Raw genomic sequence first — 21,866 nt, 5'->3', positions numbered from 1 at the left:
GAACGCCCACCGCGCACGCGGGACATAGCGGAGACATCCAGCACAGAGGAACGAAGAATCGTGTTTTCAGGCAGTCTGCGCGGACGCTTGCTTTGGTGGCTCTTGCTGCCGCTGGCGGCGTTCGTTTCCATTTCCGGCATGATTTCGTATCGCAACGCGCAGACCACCGCCGACCTGGTTCAGAATAACGCGTTGCTATCGTCGATACGCATCATTGGCGAGGACATCGACTGGGATAACGGCAACGTGTCGGTCCAGATTCCGCCGGCCGCGCTCGAGCTGTTCGAGTCGCCGGAACAGGACAGTGTGTTCTATCGCGTCGAAGCAAGCGGCCACCGCCTGCTGGCCGGCAGTCCCGAGTTACCGTTGCCGCGCGGCGTGAGCGACGTGCCGATGCTCTATTCCACCCATCTCGAAGACGGCCGTGCCGTGCGCGCGGCTACTTACGTGCGGCAGCTATACGACTCGGGCCGCACCGAAGAAGTTGTCGTCGCGGTCGCGAAAACGGAAGGTTCGCGCGACGCCATGGTGTGGCGCCTGCTGCGGCCGCAACTGTTCGGCGAAGTGCTCACGCTGGTGCTCGCGATGGTGTTCGTCTATCTCGGGCTGACCTTCGAATTGCGGCCGTTGATGAAGGTGAAAGACGACGTCGCCGATCGTAACGCGTCGCAACTTGAACCGATACGCGTGGCGCGCTTGCATGTCGAATTAAGACCCATTGTCGAAGCGATCAACCAGTGCATCGCGCGCATGGGCCAGCAGGCCGCGACGCAGCGGCAATTCATCTCCGACGCGGCGCATCAGTTGCGTACACCGCTCGCGCTGCTGGTGGCGCAGATCCAGTTCGCGCGGCAACGTGAGAATCGGGACGCGCCGCTCAGCGAGGCACTGGCCGGCATGCATAAAAGCAGCCGCAAGCTGACCACCTTGACCAACAAACTGTTGCTGCTCGCTCAAGCCGAATCCGCCGCGCCTTCCAGTACGCGCGAACGGGTCGATCTGAGCGCGTTGATCGCGGGGGTGCTGGAGGAGTTGATAGCGTTCGCGCAGTCGCGTGAAATCGATCTGGGCGCCGAGTTGGAAGACGGTCTGTACGTAACCGGCGACGAGGCGCTGACCGCGGCGTTGGTGACCAATCTCGTCGATAACGCGCTGCGCTATACGCAACCCGGTGGTCGCGTCACTGTGCACACGCAGCGCGGTAATGACAGGGCGATCGTGCGGGTGATCGACAACGGGCCAGGTATCAAAGCCGAGGCGAGAGTGCGTGTGTTCGAACGTTTCTATCGCGCGTCGAGCCACGCTGACGGAACCGGGCTCGGTTTGCCGATCGTGCGCGAGATCGCCTGCCGGCAAGGCGGCACGGTTACGCTCGAGCCGGGTGAGGGCGGTGTCGGCCTGGTCGCCACCGTCGAGATGCGACTATGGTCGGCGGTGGTGTGATGCGCCGCCAAATCAGGGGAAACCTATGAAACTGCTGCTCGTTGAAGACGACGCTGACCTCGCGCGCTGGGTGATGAACCTGATGCAGGTCGAGAATTTCGTGGTTGACTGGGCGCAGGACGGCGAGCGTGCGGAGACGCTGCTCGGCATGCAGTGCTACGACGCAGTGTTGCTCGATCTGCGCTTGCCCGGCATTGGCGGCAAGGACGTGCTGGCGCGTCTACGGCGTAAACGCGACAACGTGCCGGTGCTGATGCTCACCGCCAACGGCTCGACCGACGACAAAGTGGCCTGCTTCTCGGCCGGCGCGGACGATTACGTCGTCAAACCTTTCGACGCACGAGAGCTGGTGGCGCGCATCAAGGCGCTGATCCGCCGTCAGGCGGCCGGCGATAAGGGTCAGTCGATCGACTGCGGCGATCTGCGCTATCTGTTCGATTCCCGCGAATTCGTCTTGCAAAACGAGCCCTTGCCGTTACGGCGGCGCGAACACGCCATCCTCGAAACGCTAATGCTGAAGCAGGGCAAGACCGTCTCGAAGTCCACCCTGATGGACAAGGTGTTCACGCTCGACGACGAACCCAGCGCCGATGCCATCGACATTTACATTCACCGCCTGCGCAAACATCTGGCGAGTTCCAGCGCGAAGATCATGACCCTGCGCGGGCTTGGCTACATCCTGCGCGAGGAAGTGCCGTGCGAAGCGTTTGCCGAGTCGTTATAGCGCAGCAGATCACTCCGTAAGGCTTTCCTAAGGTTCCCCATTGCACTATTCGCCGCATCGAGCGAGCGCAAGCGCGCCTGCTCGCAACGTCGAATTGAATGCCTATTGATGGGAGAACCCGCTTGCTAGAGACCTCGACTTATCGTGTTGCCGAGATGCGCAACAAAGTGCCCGAGGCAACACTTGTCTTCTGGGCGATCAAGATCATGGCGACCACCGTCGGCGAGACCGGCGCGGACTATCTGGCCGTTCACGTGGGGCTCGGCACCGCGCTCACCGGCGCAATGATGCTCACGTTGCTGATTGCCGCGTTGGCCGTGCAGCTTCGCATGCGCAAGTACGTGCCGTGGATTTACTGGCTGACCGTGGTGCTGGTCAGTGTGGTCGGCACGCAGATTACCGATGCGCTGACCGACAAGCTCGGCATCAGTCTCTATGCCAGCACGGTCGCGTTTGCACTCGCGCTGGCTGTGGTGTTCGCGCTCTGGTATCGCAGTGAACGGACACTGTCGATTCACACCATCTACACGACGCGGCGGGAGCTTTTCTATTGGGCCGCCGTGTTGTTCACCTTCGCGCTGGGCACCGCGGCCGGTGATCTCGCGACAGAAGCGTTGGGACTCGGCTTCATGATCGGCGTGGTGGTATTCGGTGCGCTAATCGCATTGGTGTGCGCCATCTACTACGTCGGCGGGAATCCGGTGCTGACGTTCTGGCTTGCCTACATTCTGACGCGGCCGTTGGGCGCCTCGTTCGGCGATCTGCTCTCGCAGTCACGTGCATACGGCGGTATCGGCCTCGGCACGATCAATACGAGCGTGCTCTTTCTGAGTGCCATTGTCGTTCTGGTCGTCTTCGCGAGCGCAGTCGAACAGCGCTCCACGCGCGCGATCGCCACACGTGAGCCTTGAGCGCGGGTCGCTCGACAAGTCGTAGACGTAGCCCTTTTCAATCGTATGTTGAATCAAACGGAAGTGAACAATCATGAACCAACGCACGCTCAACAAAGCCGTCATCGCTTCTTTCATTGCCCTCGGTGCCGTTAGCTTCGGGCATCGCGAGGCAGGTGGGATCGGCTTTCCGTCGGCTGCGGCTGCCGAGCCCGTCAAGGCGTCAAAGCTCGGCGACCTCTCGCCGTTCCGCAAGATCGCTGCCGACACCGCGGTACTCGTCGACCAAGGCAATCTCGCGGGCGGTAAGGCGCGTATCAAGGATCTGGAACTCGCATGGGACGACGCCGAGCCTTCGCTGAAGCCTCGAGCCGCAGCTGACTGGCATACCGTCGACAAAGCGATCGACCGCGCGCTGAGTGCGTTGCGCGCCGGCACGCCGAACGCAGCGGAATGCAAGCAGGCGCTCGCTGATCTGCTGGCGGTGATGGATCGAATGAACGGGAAGGCCTGACGCGCTGAAGGGTGCGAGCGATCACTGCGACCATCTGTGAAACACATGTTCGCCTTTGAATCGATACGGTATGCAAAACAATTATTACCGCTGATTCAGCAAGTTGAAAGCTCGTGGTCGCACAGTGGCAGGCGCTCGTTCACCTGGTCAAGAACGCCCGTTTTTTTCCAAGCCATGTATCGAAGATAACAAGTCTGTTGCGGCGGAAAAGTGGCCGGCAGCCTGTGCCACTTTTCTTTCGTCTGCAGCACCCAGAGTATCGCGTTGAGGATCTCGCGATCACTGCGGCGAGGGCGCCCGCGCCCTGACGAAACCACGGGAAAAAGACTCTGAACACGCGCCCAATCGGCGTCGGTGAGGGGGATCTGAAGCATCTGCCGCCTTGAATGACTGTGTAGGGAATGCGCAGTCGTTACATGCTGCGTTTGCTGCCGATACTAGTAAATCTTTTTTTCTCGGTCAAATTTTATTGTTGCGGTGCGACGCCTTCATTTATCGCTTGTTGTTTAGCGATCTTATTCACGACGCATGACATGGTTTCGCCGTTTGAAGCGATGGACTTGTGGTAGCCGGCGCGTTCGACGTTTTGTGCGGCCCCGTAACGTCGATGCGAAACGCTACGTAACATCCGCGTTCATACAAACGTTTGGCGATTGAAATTACGCTTCGACAGATTTGATCGGATGGCCGTAAACCATTGAACTAAAGGGCTTGTTGGCCAAGGCCGCGGATAGTCGCGCAGTGAACGTGCCGCTTGGCACGACATGTGCATGCGTTAGTCAGGTTAAAAAATTGCGCCTACGCCATGCTATCGCTCGACTATGACAAGCCTGTATCGCTCGCAACGACATTCGGCATGCGTAACGTTTGCGTTGAACAGACCAATTGGGATGACTCACGCGACGATCCCATGGAACTGAGCGAACTCGAAAGCCGCGTCCACCAGGGTCTGCACGCGGGTGAATTTCATCTCGTGTTTCAGGGGGCTTATCGCGCGGCAGGTGGCGCGCTGGCTCGCCTCGAAGCGCAGGTTCGATGGACGCATCCCGACTACGGGTTGCTGCTACCCGGTATTTTCATGATGCCGCTCGAGCACCCGCAGGTTGCGCTGGAGATGGCCTTGTTCGTCATCGATGGCGTGTGCCGTGAACTGCGCGATTGCCTGTCGTCGAAGATGGCGTTGCTGCCGGTCGCGATCACGGTGCCGGCGCAGGTAGCCGTGCTCGAATCGTTTGCCGACGACCTCACGCGCATCGCGCGATCGTATGGCGTGCCGGGCAACCTGCTTGAAATCGAAGTGCCCGATAGCGCAGATGCAGCACGTCTCTTGTCTTTGCGTACTTTGACGGCTGGCCTTCGGTCTGCGGGAACCGGCATCTCGCTGGGCAAGTGGGGCAATGGCGCGTCTTCGCTCGCACTGCTCGGCGCGCTCGACGTGGACACCTTCACGATTGCGCCTGAGTTGATGGCAGCGGTTCCACGCGATCCTCGTGCCTGCGTAGTGATGTCGGCGTTGCTGGATCTGCTTCATGCGCTCGACGTGCAGATCGTGGTGAATGGCGTCGAGACCAAAGCACAGTTGCAATGGTTGAGCGCGTCATGGCCGCAAGCGTTGGTGCAAGGCTTTCTGTTCTCTCGCCCGAAGGCCGGGCTGGCCAATGTGCTGGCGCCAGGCTGCGAGTCGTGAACACGGCAGAGGACGTTACGTAACGTCCTGCCTGCGATGTCATTGAGACGCGCACCCACTGCTCGCGGAAAATTGGCAACGGGCGCGCTCGTCTGCATCCACCGGTGACTGCCTACAGGCGGTCAAAGATACTCATCACCATCTTCACGCCGCTAAAGAATGGTGCGCTGCAATAAATGCACTCGGCCGCGTTCGTAGCATAAACATCTCATTCAAACGCACGTGTGATCCTGGCGAACAGCCCGTTCCTCGCGATCCATTCTGCGTACGCCCGGTAGTCGGGATCGTTCATCAGATGCCGCTCCTCGGTTTTAGCGCGCATGAAATACAGCAGATTGACGCACGCCAGCGCGAAGCAGTGCGTGAGCCCGACTTGCCAGCCCATGGGTTCGATGAACGGCACCGAGACCATCCAGAACGAGAGATTCTTCGTGATGTAGGCGGGATGCTTCGTGAAGCGATAAGGGCCTGACGTGATGATGCCGCGATTGGTCAGGTTCGAAAACCGCAATCCGAACGCGATGGTGGAAAGCGCGTAGCAGAAGACCAACGCGATAATCACGGTGCCCCAGATGATTCGAACAATGGGCACGGATATCAACCAGCTGTCCCAGAACATCGCGCCCTGGTAGTGCATGTACTGGGCCGAGATCACCGACCAGAACGGCTGATAACAGAGAAGTGCAACCAGCCAGCCGAGCGTGGTCGGCTCCGCGCTACGCACGTGGGTATCGAGAATGCGCAGTGTGCACAGATAACCCACCGTGCCGAACATCAGGTCCATCGTGAAGGACAGGTCGTACATGAACCTGAACGTCGCAAGCGAGAACGGCGCGTTCATGGCGGTCGCAAGCGAGGCGCCGATATGGTCCGCATCGGTGGAAAGATAGGTGATCATCAGCGGCAGGAAGAACGCTTTCACCATCCATCCGGCGAGCATTTCACGCACCGGCTTCCAGTTGCCTGGACGCTGCCCGAGGAATACGAGGCGGCCCCACAACATATAGGCATCGTCGACTTCGCGTTGACGTCTGTCCATCCACGCAAAGTAAAACGGCGCGGCCACGATCAGGTACGGTGCGAGCGTGCGGATCAGAGACCAGAAGGGGTTATAGAAGGTGCCGTGATACTCGGGCAAGAGCCAGTAGAGCACACCGATGCTGACATACACGGAAGCCAGCGCGGCAAGACGCAAGCCTACACGCGCGATGCTGAGTGGTCGAACCGCCTGACCCGTAAGGCCGGCGCTTGGGCGTAGATACACGCGTGCGACGAACAGTTCGTATAGAGCGATCGTTGCGATGATCGCGAGGCAGGCGGCGGTGCTGCGGCGCGCGCCATCCAGCGCGGTACTGTCGCGCAGCAGCCAGAGTGTTAGAAGGCCGACGGCGATGCCAAGCAGGCCGACGGAAAACGGCGTCGCCGAACGCGGCCGCTGCTCCTGCACGTGCGCCACGTTATCCAGAGTGGAGTTCATGTCATCCTCGTAGTCATGACATTGATAGCGGCCGGGCTTTTGATTTTTTAAGTCCCGGCCGCTGTGCTGATTACCGCTTATTTACCTGCGACGCCACCCAGCAATCCGGTGACAAGGTTCGTCACCGGCGCCAGCGGATTCGTGCTGGACGAACCACTCCCGGCACTGCCCGCGCCACCGGTCAGACCGCTCACGAGGCCAGTGACCGGCGCGAGCGGCGAGGCCTTACCGGACGATGCGCCGGTCAGCGTCGAAGTCAGCGCCGTGACGAGACCGGTGACGGGCGCGAGCGGTGAGCTTTGGCCCGCGGCGCCACCCAGCGTCGAGGTCAACGTCGTGACGAGACCCGTGACCGGTGCAAGCGGACCGCCGGCGCCGGAAGTGCCGCCGAGCGAACCCAGGTTGCCGAGAAGTCCGGTGACCGGTGCGAGCGGGCTGCCGGTGCCGGAGGTGCCGCCGAGCGAACCCAGGCCGCCGAGGAGTCCGGTGATCGGCGCGAGCGGGTTACCGCTGCTACCGGTCCCACCGAGCGAACCCAGGTTGCCGATCAGGCCGGTCAGCGGCGGGATGCTGAGGCCGCCACCCGATCCAGTCGATCCGCCCAGTCCTCCGAGCGGGCCCACCAGGCCGGCGATCGGCGCCAGCGGGTTGGTCGTCGCGCCCGTCAGCAGTCCGCCGGTGCTCGTGACCGTCTTGCCCAACTGGCTCACTACGCCACCGATATCTTTGCCGACCTGATCACCCGTCGCGCCGGACACCTTCTGGCCGGCCGAATCGAGTCCGTTGCCGATGGTGCTCAGCAAGCCGTTGAGCGGCGCGCCGAGACCCGTGGTGTTGCCGATGGTCTGCGTCGTATTCGAGACGACGAGGGTGATCGGGTTGATGACCGTGCTCAGTTGGGTCTCGACCTGTTGAACCGGCGAGCTGGTCAGCGCCGAGTTCAATCCCGCGCCCACTTTGATGACGCCGGCGCCCACACCGGCGACAACGGTACCCACCGTCGACGTGACGGGTGCGAGCGGCGCAAGCGGCCCGGTTCCGAGACTTGTCACCACATCGCCCACCGCCGTAACGGCCGCGCCTGCATTAGTAACGAGGCCCGATGTGGAGGTCAGGGTCGGGCCAAGCGGATTGGTCGAACTGCCCAGCGTGCCGAGGCCTGCGGCCGTGCCGTTGCCGAGTACCTTGACGCCGTTGCCGAGATCGGTGATCGCGGCGCCGAGATTCGCAGTGGTTGCGCCGTTGACGCCAGGGACTGAAGTGCCGGTGATCTTGGAACCCGTATCAGCGACGGTCGTGCCCACGGCAGTGATGAGGTTGCCGCCTTGCGTGACGATGTTGCCGATAGGGGTGGAGGAGGTGCCTGAGGTGCCGGAGCTCGTACCGGAGCTCGTACCGGAGCTCGTACCGGAACTGGTGCCGGAGCTCGTACCGGAACTGGTGCCGGAGCTGGTGCCGGAGCTGGTGCCGGAGCTCGTACCGGAACTGGTACCAGAGCTCGTACCGGAACTGGTGCCGGAGCTGGTGCCTGAGCTCGTACCGGAGCTGGTGCCTGAGCTGGTACCGGAGCTCGTGCCTGAGCTGGTACCTGAGCTGGTACCGGAGCTTGTACCAGAGCTCGTACCGGAGCTGGTACCAGAGCTAGTACCAGAGCTAGTACCGGAGCTGCTAGAACCAGAGCTACCTGAAGTGCCCGAGCTACCAGAGCTGCCCGAGCTACCAGAGCTACCCGAACTGCCGGAGCTACCCGAGCTAGAGCCCGAAGTGCCGCCTAGCCCACCGCCACTAAGCCCGGTTTTGGGAGTACCGATGTTACTGGTTCCACAACCGTAGAGCGCGAGTAGTGCGGATGTCGCGACAGCGATGGCTGTCCGACCGGCGAATTTTTGCATGATGGTCCCCGTTGAACGACTATTGGTGGGGCCAACACTGCAAGTTGCACGCCAAATGCCACTTATCGCTTCATTTTAGTAATTCGGCGCATAAGTGGTTAAAAGAATTATTATATGAAGAATTTATAGCGTCATAAACGCGATTCTGCCTAAAGGCGCGATGGAGTGTTCCACGTAGCATGCTACGTAACGTGTCCGCTGGCCGTAACGGCGCGGAGTCGTCGCCAAACATCTCGGCGACTCCCGCCCTCAATTACGCCCGTCGCCGATTAAAACGCAGCGCTATAAATCGCCAATGCATCGGCCTCGCTAACAGGCCGGGGGTTGTTCACCAGAAGCCGCGTTTGCAGCATCGCGTCGCTCGCCATCCGTTCGAGCCCGCTACGTTCGATGCCGACATCGCGCAACCTGGCCGGAATCGCGGTCGCGGCAATCATCTGTTCGAGCCGTTCGATCAACGCCTGCGTCCGGCTCTCGGCGCTGCCCGTGATGCCCGGCAGGACCACGTCCGCGAGTTCCGCGTACAGATGCGCCGCCGCCTCGGCGTTGAACCGCAACACGTGCGGCAGCACGAGCGCATTCGAAAGACCGTGCGGGACGTGATAAATGCCACCGATCGGATAGGCGAGCGCATGCACCGCGGCCACCGGTGAATTGGCGAACGCCTGGCCAGCGAACGCCGCGCCGAGCAACATTGCTTCGCGCGCCGCGCGGTTCTGGCCGTTCTCACACGCGGGCAACAGATTGCGCGACAGAAGTTCTAGCGCCTTCACCGCCAGCATGTCGGACACCGGGTTTTTCAAATGCGCGGACGTGTACGCCTCGATCGCGTGAACCATCGCGTCGACGCCGGTTGCAGCGGTTGCGGCAACCGGTAGTCCGAGCGTGAGTTCCGCGTCGAGAATCGCCAGATCGGCGACCAGTTGCGGCGCGACCACGCCCATCTTCTTCGCCTCGCCCACCGTCACGATCGATACGGCCGTGACTTCGGAGCCGGTGCCCGCGGTGGTCGGGATCTGCACGAGCGGCAGGCGCGACACCGTCACCTTGTTCACGCCGTACATGTCGCTGAGCGCTTGTTGATCCTGCGGCGCCAGTACGGCGATCAACTTCGCCACATCCATCGAGGAACCGCCGCCGAGCCCCAGCACGATCTCAGCGCCGGCCTCACGCGCGCGCGAGGTCGCCTCGAGCACGATGTGCTCGGGCGGATCGGCGATCACGTCGTCGATCACGGTGGCGTTCCAGCCGTGCGCCGCGAGATCGGCGAGCGCCGGATTCAGCAGGCCACTCTGGTGAAGAAACCCATCCGTCACCACGCACAGGCGTGTAAGCAACGGAAATTGCGCGCGCAGCAAAGCGCCGAGACGGCGCGCTGCACCAAATTCGACGACCATCGTCGGCACGGTTTGAAACCGGAATGCGTTCATCGTTTCACCTGCAGGTCGGCACTGGCCATTGATACGCCAGCAAGATCGGTACTTCCAACGTTCGGAGTCCGGACTCCACCATTCGCTATCGCGGGCGGACAGGCAGACATCTTATAAGGATATCCCTACCTCTGTTTCAGGAATGGCCCACGGAATAGCGTCTTCAGGGTTGGCGTTCGCAGCCGTATACGTGTAGTGAGCGAACTCCGATAGTCCGTATTGTCAGCGGGTATTTTTCCCTTTGGTTATTGAAGAAACCGACTATGCCAACGTTTATTTCCAATCTGCCCATCGCCAAGCGACTGGGGGCGGGCTTTGTTCTGGTATTGATCATGTCGATGATCAGCATCGTCATAGGGCTTGCGCGCCTGTCCTCTGTAGCGCAGGCAACCCGCAATCTGGTTGCCAATCCAATCCAGACCGAGCGGCTTGTCAACGACTGGTCGCGCAATATCAGTACCGCAGTCACCCGCACGACCGCGATTGCCAAGAGCGCTGACCCTGGCCTTGCCAGTTACTTTGTGGAAGAAGCCGTGGCTTCGTCCAAGGTGTCGGGAGCGTTGCAAAAGTCGATCGAAGCCTTGATGACCTCTGACGAGGAAAAATCCTTGTTTGCCGCAATCGGTGAACAGCGCAAAGCTTTTATCGCTACCCGCGACCAGATCTATGCACTGAAAAAGTCGGGCAAAGCCGAGGAGGCGAACCAGTTGCTGGAGCAACAGTTCATACCCGCTTCCAGACTCTTTGTGGCGAAGGTCGACGCTTTAGTGAAGCAGCAGCGCGATGAAATCGACAGGGTGGCCACGCAGATTGAGGCCAACTACGAATACAGCCGCACGCTGATGATTGCTCTTGGCGTGGTCAGCCTGCTGCTGAGCGTGGTGTGTGCGTGGCTGATCTCCGGCAGCATCACGAGGCCGCTGGTCAAAGCCACCGGGGTAGCCCGCCAGGTCGCCGAAGGCGATTTGACCGCTCGTATCGATAACCACAGTACCGACGAAGTCGGCCAGTTGCTCACCAGCCTGAGAGACATGCAAACCAGCCTCGTGCGTGTTGTCTCCAACGTACGTTCCGGCTCGGAAAGCGTGGCCACCGCCAGCGCCGAAATCGCCCAGGGCAACGACGACCTCAGCGCCCGCACAGAAAGCCAGGCCAGCGCGCTGGAAGAAACCGCCGCCTCCATGGAAGAGCTCAGTTCCACCGTGCGCCAGAACGCCGACAATGCCCGCCAGGCGAACCAGTTGGCCATGAACACGTCTGAGGTCGCCATCCAGTGTGGGGAAGTCGTCAATCAGGTCGTGGAAACCATGAAAGGTATCAACGACAGCTCCAGGAAAATCGCCGACATCATTGGTGTCATCGACGGCATCGCCTTCCAGACCAACATCCTCGCCTTGAACGCTGCGGTGGAATCAGCCCGTGCCGGTGAACAGGGACGCGGCTTCGCGGTAGTGGCCAATGAAGTGCGCAGTCTGGCTGCACGTTCCGCCGATGCGGCCAAGGAAATCAAAAAACTCATCAGCGCGAGCGTGGAACGCGTTGCACAGGGTTCGGCCCAGGTCGAGCAGGCCGGCGTCGCCATGACCGAAGTTGTTCGCTCCATCCGCCGCGTCACCGACACCATGGGCGAGATCAGCGCTGCCAGCAACGAACAATCCCTGGGCGTGGCTCAGGTCGGTGAGGCTGTCACCCAGATGGACGAGACCACGCAGCAGAACGCCGCGCTGGTGGAACAAATGACCGCCGCGGCTAACAGTCTGCGCAACCAGTCCCACGAACTGGTGCAAGTCGTCTCGATCTTCAAGCTCGACGGCGGCGCGAGTCTCGCCATGTCGCTGGGTTGAGGGAGATGCGACGACCGTCGTACGAAGCCGCATGCCGGCATGCGTGAGTGGCGCGGGTCCAGTTGATCCGCGTTTTTTTATTGTGCGAATTTGCATCTATGCAAAATTCTCACGCATAAACACCGTGATGAAGTTTCTTAAAGTAAGTATGAGAAATTTTCTTCGCAATTTGATTTCGGATCAAATTCTTTAGAATTTGAATCAGAGCGCGGGTCAGGCTTGTCTGGTGTTTTGAAGCGACGTTGACCTTTCCGGAGGGTGCAATGGGTAGCCTGGATTCGCATGATGTGTCGAGCGCGGATTGGGATTGGATACTGCGGGCATCGGAATTCACGCAACTGTGCATCGTCGTCGACGGGAGCATTCCGACTTCGGTTGCACACGCGCTGGCGAAGCGCTTCACCGCCGTGTCTCAGGTCTCGATGCTGCGAATTCCCGAGCCTGTGTCTCTGCATCGAGCATGGATCGAATCCAGCGAACGCGAGACATTCTCCGGGGCCACGGTGACGGGGGATGCCGAAAAATCGATGCGGCAGTTATCCCGGGCCGTGCAACTGTTGCTTTGGTCCAGCGTGCCGGAGGAACTGGATTGGCTCGGCGGTGTTCACGGGCAGTCCGTCTTGCACATGCGCTATCGAATCGATACGGACGAGGCGTCGGCAGTACCGATCGGGATCGAGCGAGTCTTTGCTGTTCTCCGCGCAGTCGTCCTACGCAACGTAGCGACCGGTTATTGACCACATCGGGTGTATGGCCCGCAGGTTCACTGCTAAGCCCTTATGGAGCATGTCATGGATACATCCGCAAGTGTGAGCGCCAATCTCCTTTCCCAGCCGAAGAGGACCCGCTTCTATCTCACCATATTTGCCGCGACTATCGGAAACGCTTTGGAATGGTTTGATATCCTGATCTATGGATTCTTTGCCACAACCATTGCGAAGACGTTCTTTCCAGCATCCAGTCCCGCGGTATCGCTGTTGGTCACGCTTGGCACCTTCGGTATTTCCTATCTTGTGCGACCCATTGGTGCTCTGGCACTCGGCTCCTACGCCGACCGGCACGGCCGGAAAGCGTCGATGCTGGTATCGATCATGATGATGATGGTCGGCACACTCACGATCGCCGTCATGCCGTCATACGCGTCAATCGGCATGGCTGCGCCTATCGCCGTGCTTGCTGCACGGCTGTTGCAGGGCTTTTCCGCAGGCGGCGAGTTTGGCAGCACGACCGCGTTTCTGGTCGAGCAGGCGCCGCACAGAAGCGGCTTCATGGCGAGCTTCCAGTTCGCGAGTCAGGGGCTCAGTTATCTACTGGCCGCTGCGTTCGGTGCGGTGCTGACCAGCACCCTGGACACGGCATCCATGGAATCATGGGGCTGGCGCGTTCCGTTTTTCTTTGGAATTCTGATCGGGCCAATCGGGCTGTACCTTCGCAGACAGATGAAGGAGGAGCATGACCTTCATACCCTGGGCAAATCGCCTGTCGCGCTTACGCCTGTCAGGACTGTTCTCGCGCAACAGAAGCTGCGCATGCTGCTTTCGATCGGCGTGTTGGCCGTGTCAACTGGCACGAGCTACGTGATTCTTTATATCCCGACCTACGCGGTCAAGCAGCTTCATATGCCGGCGAGTTTCGGATTCACCGCGACCGTATTGACGGGTGCAATTCTGATGTTCGTACCGCCGTTCATTGGTCTCCTCTCCGATCGGGTGGGCCGAATTCGCTTGATGGCGGCCTCTGGCGTGATCTTCACGTTGTCGATCTACCCGGTATTTGCCGCATTGATCCGTCATCCGAGCCTGGGCTCGTTAATGGCAATGATGGCGTGGATCGGTCTGCTGAAGGCCGTGTATTTTGGGGCGCTGCCCGCGTTGATGGCAGACGCCTTTCCGAAAGAGACGCGCGCTACCGGCATGGCAGTCAGCTACAACATTGGTGTAACGGTCTTCGGCGGGTTCGCGCCGTTGATCGTTGATTCGCTAATTCAACTCACCGGCAACAAGCTTTCGCCTGCGTTGTACCTGGCATTTCTCGGTGCGCTGAGTCTTGTGGCCTTGTGGAAATGCAAAACCGCTTTGCGGTTGCGCTGAGCGTTGCGAACTGCTTCTCGACCTTATCAAGGTGCCAGCGGCGCACTTTGACGCCGGAGGCAAAAAAATGCGCATCGAACGTCAAATGGCCGTTGGCATTTAGCAGGAATCGCATCGAACGGCGTGCGGTGTTGGGGCCGTTTCTATTTTCCTCAGCCTTCTCGAAGCGCTTCCCGAAATCACAAAACTCAACGCGGCGAGTACCCAGACCCCGACGCCGCCATAGAGCATCACCCAGCCAAAGCCGTCTATTAGCGCGGCGTGAACGGCGGTTCCGGATGGGTCGAGTGTGGCTAGTGCTGGGATTCCATGTCTGACCGCTTCGACGTCTCCTGCGGCAATCTTCTCCGCCAGTCGTCCGAGTGGGGCGGTGTCGAGCGTCGCAGGCAGTCGCGCCCGCAGATTGACGAGGATGCCACCAACCAGGATCGCGCCCATCAACGCGATGTTGATCGCAAGCGTAATCATGCGCGCGCTCATATCGATCCCGGATGCCATGCCCGCCCGCTCCGCCGGAACCGCACCCGTCGTCGTATTGGTGACAGGCGTGTTGGTGAGGCCGAGGCCGGCGCCGGCGAGGATGCAACCCGGCAACATGGTCCACACGCCGGGATGCGGGACGTGACTGCCGTATTTCATCAACATGAAGCCAAGGCCGATCGTAAACAGGCCTGCAGGTATCGCGATTCCTGATCCGTAACGCAGCGCAAGACGTTCACCGAGCGGCGGAAATAACAGTGTCGGCAGCGTGTATGCGAGCAGCGCAAGACCGGCGTTCACGCTGTCGTAGCCGAGGCCGATCTGGAAGTAGATCGGCAGATAGATCATGAACGGCCAGAAGCTGAAGTTCATGCCCGCGGAACCCATCAACGCACCGGAAAATTTCCGGATCCTGAATACGGAGAAGTCGAACATCGGGCGCGCACTGAGTCGCTCAGCGCATAGAAAAGCCACGAAGGCGACGACCGTTGCCACCAGAATCAGGATCGCGCGAAGACTCGCGAAACCAAGATCCGAGCCCTGTGTGATGTAGTACGTGAGTCCGAACACCGCCAGCGAAAGCGTGACGATGCCGGCAACATCGAGCGTGTGTGCGTGCGGATCGCGCGACTCCTGGACGCCGCCGAAAACGAGTGTCAACGTGATGGCGGCAAGCAGCGCGTGAATCCAGAAGACCCATTGCCATCCCGATACGGCAACGATCATCCCGCCGATGATCGGTCCAAAACCGAGCCCGATGCCGAGAATAATGCCCCACGCGCTGAAGGCCCGGACGCGCTCCGGTCCCTCGCTAAATTGATGCGAGAGCACGGCGACCTGGCATATCAGCATTGCGCCGCCACTTGCGCCTTGCAGCAGGCGCGCGACGATCAACGTCGGCACGCTCTGCGCGAAACCGCAGATCAGCGAGGTGAGGCCGAACAGCGCGATCCCGATGACAAAAATACGTCTGCGGCCGAAGCGGTCCGCCAGCGCGCCGGTTGCCATCAGCACCGTCGTCACCCCGAGCGTGTAGGCATTCATGATCCACTGCATGCCCTTGAAGTCGCCGTGCAGGACGCGCTCGAGCGTCGGCAGGATCACCGGCACGCTGGAGATTTCGAGGCCGAACATCAGCGAAGCCAGGCACACGGCGCCCAACGCCAAGGCGTTCTTGCTGATGGAGAAGCGAGTTGTCGGTTGCGCGGCATCGCTCGAAAGGGCGTCTGCTGCTCGCCTGTCCGACAAGCTTGATGGATGTTCTTCCGCGATAACCGCTTGGGAACCTTCGTCATACGGCGGCGGCGCGTTTCTGGACCTGGACATGGGAATTCACCTCGATAGTCGATGGCTTTGGCCACCATGGACTGTGTAATATAGAGGGAATCTAAGTCCCGATTGACGCGAGTAAATCCCAGAAATGCGTCCTCAGCGGAACCAATAAGGTAAGGTATGAGCGACATTCTCGACGGCGTGACAACGTTCGTGCGTGTGGTTGAGACGGGCAGTTTCGCGTTGGCTGCCGAGCGCATGGACGTGACACGCTCGGCGGTCGGCAAGGTCATCGTTCGGCTCGAAAAGCGTCTCGGCGTGCGTCTGCTCAATCGCACGACGCGCAGCCAGAGTCTCACCGAGGCCGGGCAAGCGTATTACGACCGTTGCGTGCGCGCGCTGGCTGAACTCGAGGCCGCCGAAGCCGATCTCGACTCGGGGCGCCGCGAACCGAAAGGACGTCTGCGGGTGAGCGTGCCGCAGGCCTTCGGCCATCATTGCGTGGCGCCGGTGCTGCTTGGGCTTGCGCGCAGGCATCCGCAATTGAAGATCGACATTTCGGTCACGGACCGCTTTGTGGACGTCGTGGAAGAGGGCTTCGATCTCGTCGTGCGGATTGGTCCACTGGTCGATAGTGTGAGTCTCGCGGCGCGGCGGCTCGGTGTTCAGTACGCAAGCATTGGCGCCGCGCCGGCGTACTTGGCGCGCTGCGGCACGCCGGGCCGCGTGGCTGAATTCCACGGGCACACGATCATTGCTTATTCACGCAACGGGGTTATCGAGCCGTGGAATGTGCTCGATGTCGATGGGCAAATCCGCCGCGCGGATGTCGTGCCGCAGCTTAGCTTTGACGATATGCAGGGGATCGTGGATGCCGCGATTGCGGGCTTCGGGCTGGCGTGGCTACCAAGCTGGCTGCTCACGCGTTTTGAGGCAACAGGTCAGTTGCAGACCGTGATGGAGAACTGTTTTCGACCTTCACAGGAGATCAACGTCGTGTGGCCGAAGAGCCGGTATCTCGCGTTGAAGACGCGCTGCGCGATTGATGCGCTCGTTGCCGAGATTCCTGGGATGCTTGGAGCGCCCCCAGCGAACTGATGAGGAGGCGTGCCCCCGCTGCTACGGTGGGCGCGCTTCCGTTGCTACGTATTGCTTAGAACTGCAACGTAGCGCTCGCCACGGCAGTCCGTGTCGGCGACGGCGCCACGTAGTAGCCCCATGCCGTGGTCCAGTAGCGGCGGTTGAACAGATTGTTGATCCCCGCACGGAACGTCACGTCCTTGCCGGCGATTTTCGTCTCGTAGCGGCCACTCAGATCGTACGTGACATAAGCCGGCACGAACTGCGTGTTGGCCGCGTCGACCGCCTGGTTGCCGACGTACTTGCCGCCGAACGCCAGCGTCAGCGGACGCAGATACGACGGGTTGTATTCGATCCGGCCAGTCACGGTGAATCTCGGCGCGCCATACACACGCTTGCCTTCGACGCTGGCGTCGTCCACATCGACCGCCTTCGCGTCGAGCCACATCACGCCGCCCATCACGCGCCATTCGCTCGTCAGCGCAAGCCAGCCGCTCGCATCGACGCCGGTATAGCGCTTCGTGCCGTCCTGCACGAAGATGTTGGCCGAGTTCGTATAGTTGTAGCCCTGATCGACACGGAACAGCGCAAGATTGGCGCCCCACTTGCTGTGGTCCGTTTTGAAGCCGACTTCGTACTGCTTGCTCTTCAGCGGACCGAACGTGTCCGGGTAATTGAGGTTGGTGTTCGATGCCGCGCCGCCCTGTTCCAACGATTCGACATAGCTCGCGTATACCGTCGAATACGGGTCGGTCTTGAACATCAGCGCGAAGGTCGGCGTGACCGGATCCGCGCTGTACTGTGACGAGACGGCGCCGCTCGTGTTGTACACGTGCTCGCGATATTGCGTGTAACGCACGCCAACCAGGGCGGACAGACGCGACGTGAGTTGCACCGTATCGCTCGCGTACAGGGCGGCCTGCGTGGTGCGCTGCTGACGATACAGGTCTGAGCCGATGCTGACCTCAGCATTGGTCAACAGCGTGCTGTTGTACAGATTGCCGTTGCCGAGGAAGTAGCCGCTATTCCAGCCTTCGCTGTTGCTGTACTCGCTGGTTTGCGTCTGGAAACCCGCGCCGACCACGACGTCGTGCTTGATGCTGCCGGTGTTGAATTTGCCCTGCACCATCGCGTCGACGTTCTGATAGAAGTAACGCGTCATCGCCGCATAAAGCGTGTTCGAGTAGTTGCCCGCGCTATCGGTGACATACAGGAAGCTGTCCGAATTGGTGCGGTTTTCCTTCGCGAAGCGGTACTTCACGCTCGCATGCCAGTTCTCGGAGAGGCGGTAATCCAGGCCCGTGCCGAACGAGGCCATCTCGGTCTGGTAGTAATTCTGCGGTTGCGTCAGCGCATGGGTGACCGTGCTTGCGTCGGGAATGCTGAGTCCGCTGCCGAACATCAGGCCGAATAGCGTGCCGTTGGTTTTGCGCTTCTGATAGAAGGCGTCGGCGGTAAAGGTCAGGTCCGGCGTAATGCGGAAGTCGAACGCAAGCGAGGCCACCTTGCGGCGGATGTGGCCGTGGTCCTCAGCAGTATTGCCGTCTTCGTTGACGAGGTTCAGGCGGTAGCCGAAGCGATTGTCATTGCCAAAGCGGCCACCCAGATCGACCGCCTCGCTGAACACGCCAGCCGATTTGTAGCCGATCGAGATGCTGCGGTAGGGATCGTCGGTCGGGCGCTTCAGCACGTAGTTGACGATGCCGCCCGGCGAACCGAAGCCGTACATGAAACCGGACAGACCCTTGAGCAATTCGACCTGCTCGAATGGTTCGAGCGAGAGATCGGTGTCCCACGAGGGGAAGGTCTGGCCATCCACCTTGATGCTGTTCAGCGTGTCGATCGGCATGCCGCGCACGGTGAACATGGAGTTTTCGCTGATCCCGTTTTCGCTGATGGCCGATACCGCCGGGTCGTACTTGAACAGGTCGTTGGCGGTTGCTGCCATCAGGTCCTGCGCTTCGTCGCTCGTTACTACGCGTGTCGAAAACGGCGTGTCCACCTGCTTGCGCGAACCTAGCGCGCCGGCGCTGACGGTGTCGGCCTGCGCCACGGTCGTATCTTTCGTGGCCGACACACTCACCGCGGGCAGCGTGGCGGCCGTATCGCTTGCCGCGACTTGCGCCCATCCCGATGATGACAAAGTCGACAACGATAAGCCGACGCTGACGAGGAGCCCTGCACTGAGTAACGACGGGGTACGGCGGTGGCCGCGCAAAACGATTGGGTGCGCTGGGCGTCCGGTGATAGATGAATTCTGCATGTTGTTTGAATTAGGCAGCACGACGCCCCGCACCAAAAAGTGCGGGATGGCGTCGGTCGAGCGAGTGGTGATTAAGCGGACGGTTCAACCTACAAAGCTTACGAATGTTAATGCATCTGATTCGCATTCACAATCGTTAATTTCAAACGGTAAGTCATCTATAAGACATCTGTCTTAAGACATAGGGCAATCGGCTCAAAGCCTTATCTGGTGGGGCTTGCCCCTCTGTGGGGCGTCACGGCGGCATGTTTGTTTAGCAGCGAGTACTGGAAAACACGCATATACTCACGTCCGTGCCGTAAAAAGTAGTGCCGTGGGTCGCGCTGCGTTCTTGCTGCTCTGTCGCCACCTCGTGGCTCAGCGCCACCAACGCTCTGTCTAACACTTCACCTAGCAAAGCATCAAACATGTCCACATCGCCGAAGATCATCTACACCCTGACCGACGAAGCGCCTGCTCTGGCGACTTATTCGCTGCTGCCGATCGTCAAGGCGTTCACGCGCTCGTCCGACGTGATCGTTGAAACGCGCGATATCTCGCTCGCCGGCCGGATCATCGCTGCATTTCCGGACTACCTGACCGCGGAACAGAAGGGTTCCGACGATCTGGCGGAACTGGGTGGACTCACCACGCGTCCGGAAGCGAACATCATCAAGCTGCCGAACATCAGCGCATCGGTGCCGCAACTGAAGGCCGCGATTACCGAGCTGCGCGATCAGGGCTTCAAACTGCCGCCGTATCCGGACGTGGCGAACACCGACACTGAAAAAGACGTCAAGGCTCGTTACGACAAGATCAAGGGCAGCGCGGTGAACCCGGTGCTGCGCGAAGGCAATTCGGATCGCCGTGCGCCGTTGTCGGTGAAGAACTACGCACGCAAGCACCCGCACAAGATGGGCGCGTGGAGCGCGGACTCGAAGTCGCACGTGGCGCATATGAGCGGCGGCGATTTCTACGGCAGCGAAAAATCGGCGCTGATCGCAGCAGCCGGCGCCGTGAAGATCGAACTGATCGCCGCCGACGGTTCGGCGAAGGTCCTGAAAGAAAAGACGGCCGTGCAAGCGGGCGAGATCATCGACGCTTCGGTGCTCTCGAAGAACGCGCTGCGCAGCTTCATCGAAGCAGAAATCGCCGATGCGAAAGCGAAGGGCGTGCTGTTCTCGGTGCACCTGAAGGCCACCATGATGAAGGTGTCGGATCCGATCATCTTCGGTCACGTGGTCTCGGTGTTCTACAAAGACGTGCTGACCAAGCACGCCGACGCGCTGGCGCAAGCCGGCTTCAACCCGAACAACGGGATCGGCGACCTGTACGCGCGCCTGAAGGATTTGCCGACTGAAACGCGCGAAGCGATTGAAGCCGACATCAAGGCTCAATACGCGCAACGCCCGCAACTGGCCATGGTCAACTCGGACAAGGGCATCACCAGCCTGCACGTGCCGAGCGACGTGATCGTCGACGCTTCCATGCCGGCCATGATTCGCGAGTCGGGCAAGATGTGGGGCGCGGACGGTGCACTGCACGACGCCAAGGCAGTGATTCCGGACCGTTGCTACGCCGGCGTCTACCAGGCAGTGATCGAAGACTGCAAGAAGAACGGTGCATTCGACCCGGTCACCATGGGCACGGTGCCGAACGTCGGCCTGATGGCGCAAGCCGCTGAAGAATACGGTTCACACGACAAGACGTTCCAGATCCCGGCAAACGGCGTGGTTCGCGTGACCGACGCAGCCGGTACGGTGCTGATCGAGCAGGCGGTTGAAGCGGGCGACATCTGGCGCATGTGCCAGACCAAAGATGCGCCGGTCCAGGATTGGGTCAAGCTCGCGGTGAACCGCGCACGCGCCACCAACACGCCGGCTATTTTCTGGCTGGACGCGGCACGTGCGCACGACGCCCAGATCATCAAAAAGGTCGAGCAATACCTGAAGGACCACGACACCAACGGTCTGGATATCCGCGTCATGACGCCGGTTGAAGCGACCAAGTTCTCGATCGAGCGCATCCGCGCCGGCAAGGACACCATCTCGGTCACCGGCAACGTGCTGCGCGACTACCTGACCGACCTGTTCCCGATCATGGAGCTGGGCACCAGCGCGAAGATGCTGTCGATCGTTCCGCTGATGGCAGGTGGCGGCATGTTCGAAACGGGCGCGGGCGGTTCGGCGCCGAAGCACGTTCAGCAGCTGGTCGAAGAAGGTTTCCTGCGTTGGGATTCGCTTGGCGAATTCCTGGCGTTGGCGGCTTCCCTCGAACACCTGAGCGGCGCGTATCACAACCCGAAGGCGCAGGTTCTGGCAAAGACGCTGGATCAGGCAACGGGCAAGTTCCTCGACAACGACAAGTCGCCGGCGCGCAAGATTGGCGGTATCGACAACCGCGGTAGCCACTTCTATCTGGCGATGTACTGGGCGGAAGCGCTGGCCGCGCAAACCGACGACGCTGCCTTGCAGGCGCAGTTCGACGGCGTGGCGAAGGCGATGGCCGACAACGAAGCGAAGATCATCGAAGAGCTGGGTGCAGCGCAAGGCAAGCCGGTGGATATCGGCGGTTACTACCGTCCGAATGTTGAGCTGACGAGCAAGGCCATGCGCCCGAGCGCCACGCTGAACAAGATTGTGGACGCGGTTGCTTAACGGTTGGAATGACGTGCTGAGTGGCGTGCCGAATGAGGTACTTAGGCCGTTCCTGAAAGTACCGAAGCAGGCACTGAAGTAAGCAGCAAACAAAACGATGGCGCTCCCGAGGAGCGCCATCGTCGTTTCTACGCTTACGTGGGT

At 60.5% G+C, this 21,866-nt stretch carries 16 protein-coding genes; 10 read left to right on the top strand and 6 right to left on the bottom strand.

Going from position 1 to position 21,866, the window contains the following annotated elements; all coding sequences use genetic code 11:
- Positions 1-60 precede the first annotated feature (60 nt).
- From M0D68_RS00660 to M0D68_RS00645, 4 genes are all read left to right on the top strand, one after another.
- On the top strand, positions 61-1,443 hold the full coding sequence (locus M0D68_RS00660; RefSeq protein WP_093637570.1) for a sensor histidine kinase: 1,383 nt from the start codon (positions 61-63) through the stop codon (positions 1,441-1,443).
- Between the two features lie 25 nt (positions 1,444-1,468).
- Entirely contained in the window at positions 1,469-2,167 is a 699-nt protein-coding gene (locus M0D68_RS00655) for a response regulator (protein ID WP_054035528.1), read from the top strand.
- 155 nt (positions 2,168-2,322) lie between these two features.
- Entirely contained in the window at positions 2,323-3,078 is a 756-nt protein-coding gene (locus tag M0D68_RS00650) for a hypothetical protein (RefSeq protein WP_093637566.1), read from the top strand.
- A 73-nt stretch (positions 3,079-3,151) separates the two neighbouring features.
- Positions 3,152-3,571 carry a histidine kinase gene (locus tag M0D68_RS00645; protein WP_266223520.1) on the top strand — a complete coding sequence of 140 codons (420 nt, stop codon included), beginning with the start codon at positions 3,152-3,154 and terminating at the stop codon, positions 3,569-3,571.
- Positions 3,572-3,666: 95 nt separating this feature from the next.
- Here M0D68_RS00645 and M0D68_RS00640 read toward each other — a convergent pair whose 3' ends face one another.
- Entirely contained in the window at positions 3,667-3,945 is a 279-nt protein-coding gene (locus M0D68_RS00640) for a transposase (protein ID WP_093637563.1), read from the bottom strand.
- Between the two features lie 536 nt (positions 3,946-4,481).
- Here M0D68_RS00640 and M0D68_RS00635 point away from each other — a divergent pair.
- On the top strand, positions 4,482-5,258 hold the full coding sequence (locus tag M0D68_RS00635) for an EAL domain-containing protein (RefSeq protein ID WP_266223519.1): 777 nt from the start codon (positions 4,482-4,484) through the stop codon (positions 5,256-5,258).
- 208 nt (positions 5,259-5,466) lie between these two features.
- Here M0D68_RS00635 and M0D68_RS00630 read toward each other — a convergent pair whose 3' ends face one another.
- From M0D68_RS00630 to M0D68_RS00620, 3 genes are all read right to left on the bottom strand, one after another.
- On the bottom strand, positions 5,467-6,735 hold the full coding sequence (locus M0D68_RS00630; protein WP_211705929.1) for an isoprenylcysteine carboxylmethyltransferase family protein: 1,269 nt from the start codon (positions 6,733-6,735) through the stop codon (positions 5,467-5,469).
- 77 nt (positions 6,736-6,812) lie between these two features.
- On the bottom strand, positions 6,813-8,627 hold the full coding sequence (locus M0D68_RS00625; RefSeq protein ID WP_266223518.1) for a collagen-like triple helix repeat-containing protein: 1,815 nt from the start codon (positions 8,625-8,627) through the stop codon (positions 6,813-6,815).
- 269 nt (positions 8,628-8,896) lie between these two features.
- Entirely contained in the window at positions 8,897-10,057 is a 1,161-nt protein-coding gene (locus M0D68_RS00620; protein ID WP_266223517.1) for an iron-containing alcohol dehydrogenase, read from the bottom strand.
- Between the two features lie 263 nt (positions 10,058-10,320).
- Between M0D68_RS00620 and M0D68_RS00615 the strand changes: the two genes are divergently transcribed.
- From M0D68_RS00615 to M0D68_RS00605, 3 genes are all read left to right on the top strand, one after another.
- Positions 10,321-11,901 (top strand): methyl-accepting chemotaxis protein, encoded by a 1,581-nt coding sequence (locus M0D68_RS00615; protein ID WP_093637546.1) that lies wholly within the window; start codon positions 10,321-10,323, stop codon positions 11,899-11,901.
- A 263-nt stretch (positions 11,902-12,164) separates the two neighbouring features.
- A complete protein-coding gene (locus M0D68_RS00610) occupies positions 12,165-12,638 on the top strand; it encodes a hypothetical protein (protein ID WP_211705925.1) in 474 nt (157 codons plus the stop codon).
- Between the two features lie 54 nt (positions 12,639-12,692).
- Entirely contained in the window at positions 12,693-13,991 is a 1,299-nt protein-coding gene (locus M0D68_RS00605; RefSeq protein WP_266223516.1) for an MFS transporter, read from the top strand.
- A 99-nt stretch (positions 13,992-14,090) separates the two neighbouring features.
- Here M0D68_RS00605 and M0D68_RS00600 read toward each other — a convergent pair whose 3' ends face one another.
- Positions 14,091-15,797, bottom strand: a complete 1,707-nt coding sequence (locus tag M0D68_RS00600; protein ID WP_266223515.1) for an MFS transporter — start codon at positions 15,795-15,797, stop codon at positions 14,091-14,093.
- Positions 15,798-15,923: 126 nt separating this feature from the next.
- Here M0D68_RS00600 and M0D68_RS00595 point away from each other — a divergent pair, with 126 nt between their 5' ends.
- Positions 15,924-16,841, top strand: coding sequence for a LysR family transcriptional regulator (locus M0D68_RS00595; RefSeq protein WP_093637532.1), 918 nt, complete (start codon positions 15,924-15,926; stop codon positions 16,839-16,841).
- Between the two features lie 55 nt (positions 16,842-16,896).
- Here the strand turns inward: M0D68_RS00595 and M0D68_RS00590 are convergent, their stop codons facing one another.
- Positions 16,897-19,086, bottom strand: coding sequence for a TonB-dependent siderophore receptor (locus M0D68_RS00590; RefSeq protein ID WP_308187543.1), 2,190 nt, complete (start codon positions 19,084-19,086; stop codon positions 16,897-16,899).
- Between the two features lie 407 nt (positions 19,087-19,493).
- On the opposite strand from M0D68_RS00590, the gene M0D68_RS00585 reads away from it, so the two are divergent.
- Positions 19,494-21,722, top strand: coding sequence for an NADP-dependent isocitrate dehydrogenase (locus tag M0D68_RS00585; protein ID WP_211700302.1), 2,229 nt, complete (start codon positions 19,494-19,496; stop codon positions 21,720-21,722).
- Positions 21,723-21,866 lie beyond the last annotated feature (144 nt).

This window comes from Paraburkholderia sp. SEWSISQ10-3 4 (genome assembly GCF_030464785.1).
Lineage (GTDB): Bacteria > Pseudomonadota > Gammaproteobacteria > Burkholderiales > Burkholderiaceae > Paraburkholderia > Paraburkholderia aspalathi.
Note: the sequence above shows the minus strand (reverse complement) of the source record. Positions and strands in the feature narration are given on the sequence as shown.

Excerpts from the sequence above, each read along its gene's own strand:
- M0D68_RS00650 (WP_093637566.1), top strand. The coding sequence starts at position 2,323 with ATGCGCAACAAAGTGCCCGAGGCAACACTTGTCTTCTGGGCGATCAAG.
- M0D68_RS00590 (WP_308187543.1), bottom strand. The coding sequence starts at position 19,086 with ATGCAGAATTCATCTATCACCGGACGCCCAGCGCACCCAATCGTTTTG.
- M0D68_RS00630 (WP_211705929.1), bottom strand. The coding sequence starts at position 6,735 with ATGAACTCCACTCTGGATAACGTGGCGCACGTGCAGGAGCAGCGGCCG.
- M0D68_RS00620 (WP_266223517.1), bottom strand. The coding sequence starts at position 10,057 with ATGAACGCATTCCGGTTTCAAACCGTGCCGACGATGGTCGTCGAATTT.
- M0D68_RS00605 (WP_266223516.1), top strand. The coding sequence starts at position 12,693 with ATGGATACATCCGCAAGTGTGAGCGCCAATCTCCTTTCCCAGCCGAAG.
- M0D68_RS00600 (WP_266223515.1), bottom strand. The coding sequence starts at position 15,797 with ATGTCCAGGTCCAGAAACGCGCCGCCGCCGTATGACGAAGGTTCCCAA.
- M0D68_RS00640 (WP_093637563.1), bottom strand. The coding sequence starts at position 3,945 with ATGCTTCAGATCCCCCTCACCGACGCCGATTGGGCGCGTGTTCAGAGT.
- M0D68_RS00615 (WP_093637546.1), top strand. The coding sequence starts at position 10,321 with ATGCCAACGTTTATTTCCAATCTGCCCATCGCCAAGCGACTGGGGGCG.
- M0D68_RS00625 (WP_266223518.1), bottom strand. The coding sequence starts at position 8,627 with ATGCAAAAATTCGCCGGTCGGACAGCCATCGCTGTCGCGACATCCGCA.
- M0D68_RS00635 (WP_266223519.1), top strand. The coding sequence starts at position 4,482 with ATGGAACTGAGCGAACTCGAAAGCCGCGTCCACCAGGGTCTGCACGCG.
- M0D68_RS00610 (WP_211705925.1), top strand. The coding sequence starts at position 12,165 with ATGGGTAGCCTGGATTCGCATGATGTGTCGAGCGCGGATTGGGATTGG.
- M0D68_RS00655 (WP_054035528.1), top strand. The coding sequence starts at position 1,469 with ATGAAACTGCTGCTCGTTGAAGACGACGCTGACCTCGCGCGCTGGGTG.
- M0D68_RS00585 (WP_211700302.1), top strand. The coding sequence starts at position 19,494 with ATGTCCACATCGCCGAAGATCATCTACACCCTGACCGACGAAGCGCCT.
- M0D68_RS00595 (WP_093637532.1), top strand. The coding sequence starts at position 15,924 with ATGAGCGACATTCTCGACGGCGTGACAACGTTCGTGCGTGTGGTTGAG.
- M0D68_RS00645 (WP_266223520.1), top strand. The coding sequence starts at position 3,152 with ATGAACCAACGCACGCTCAACAAAGCCGTCATCGCTTCTTTCATTGCC.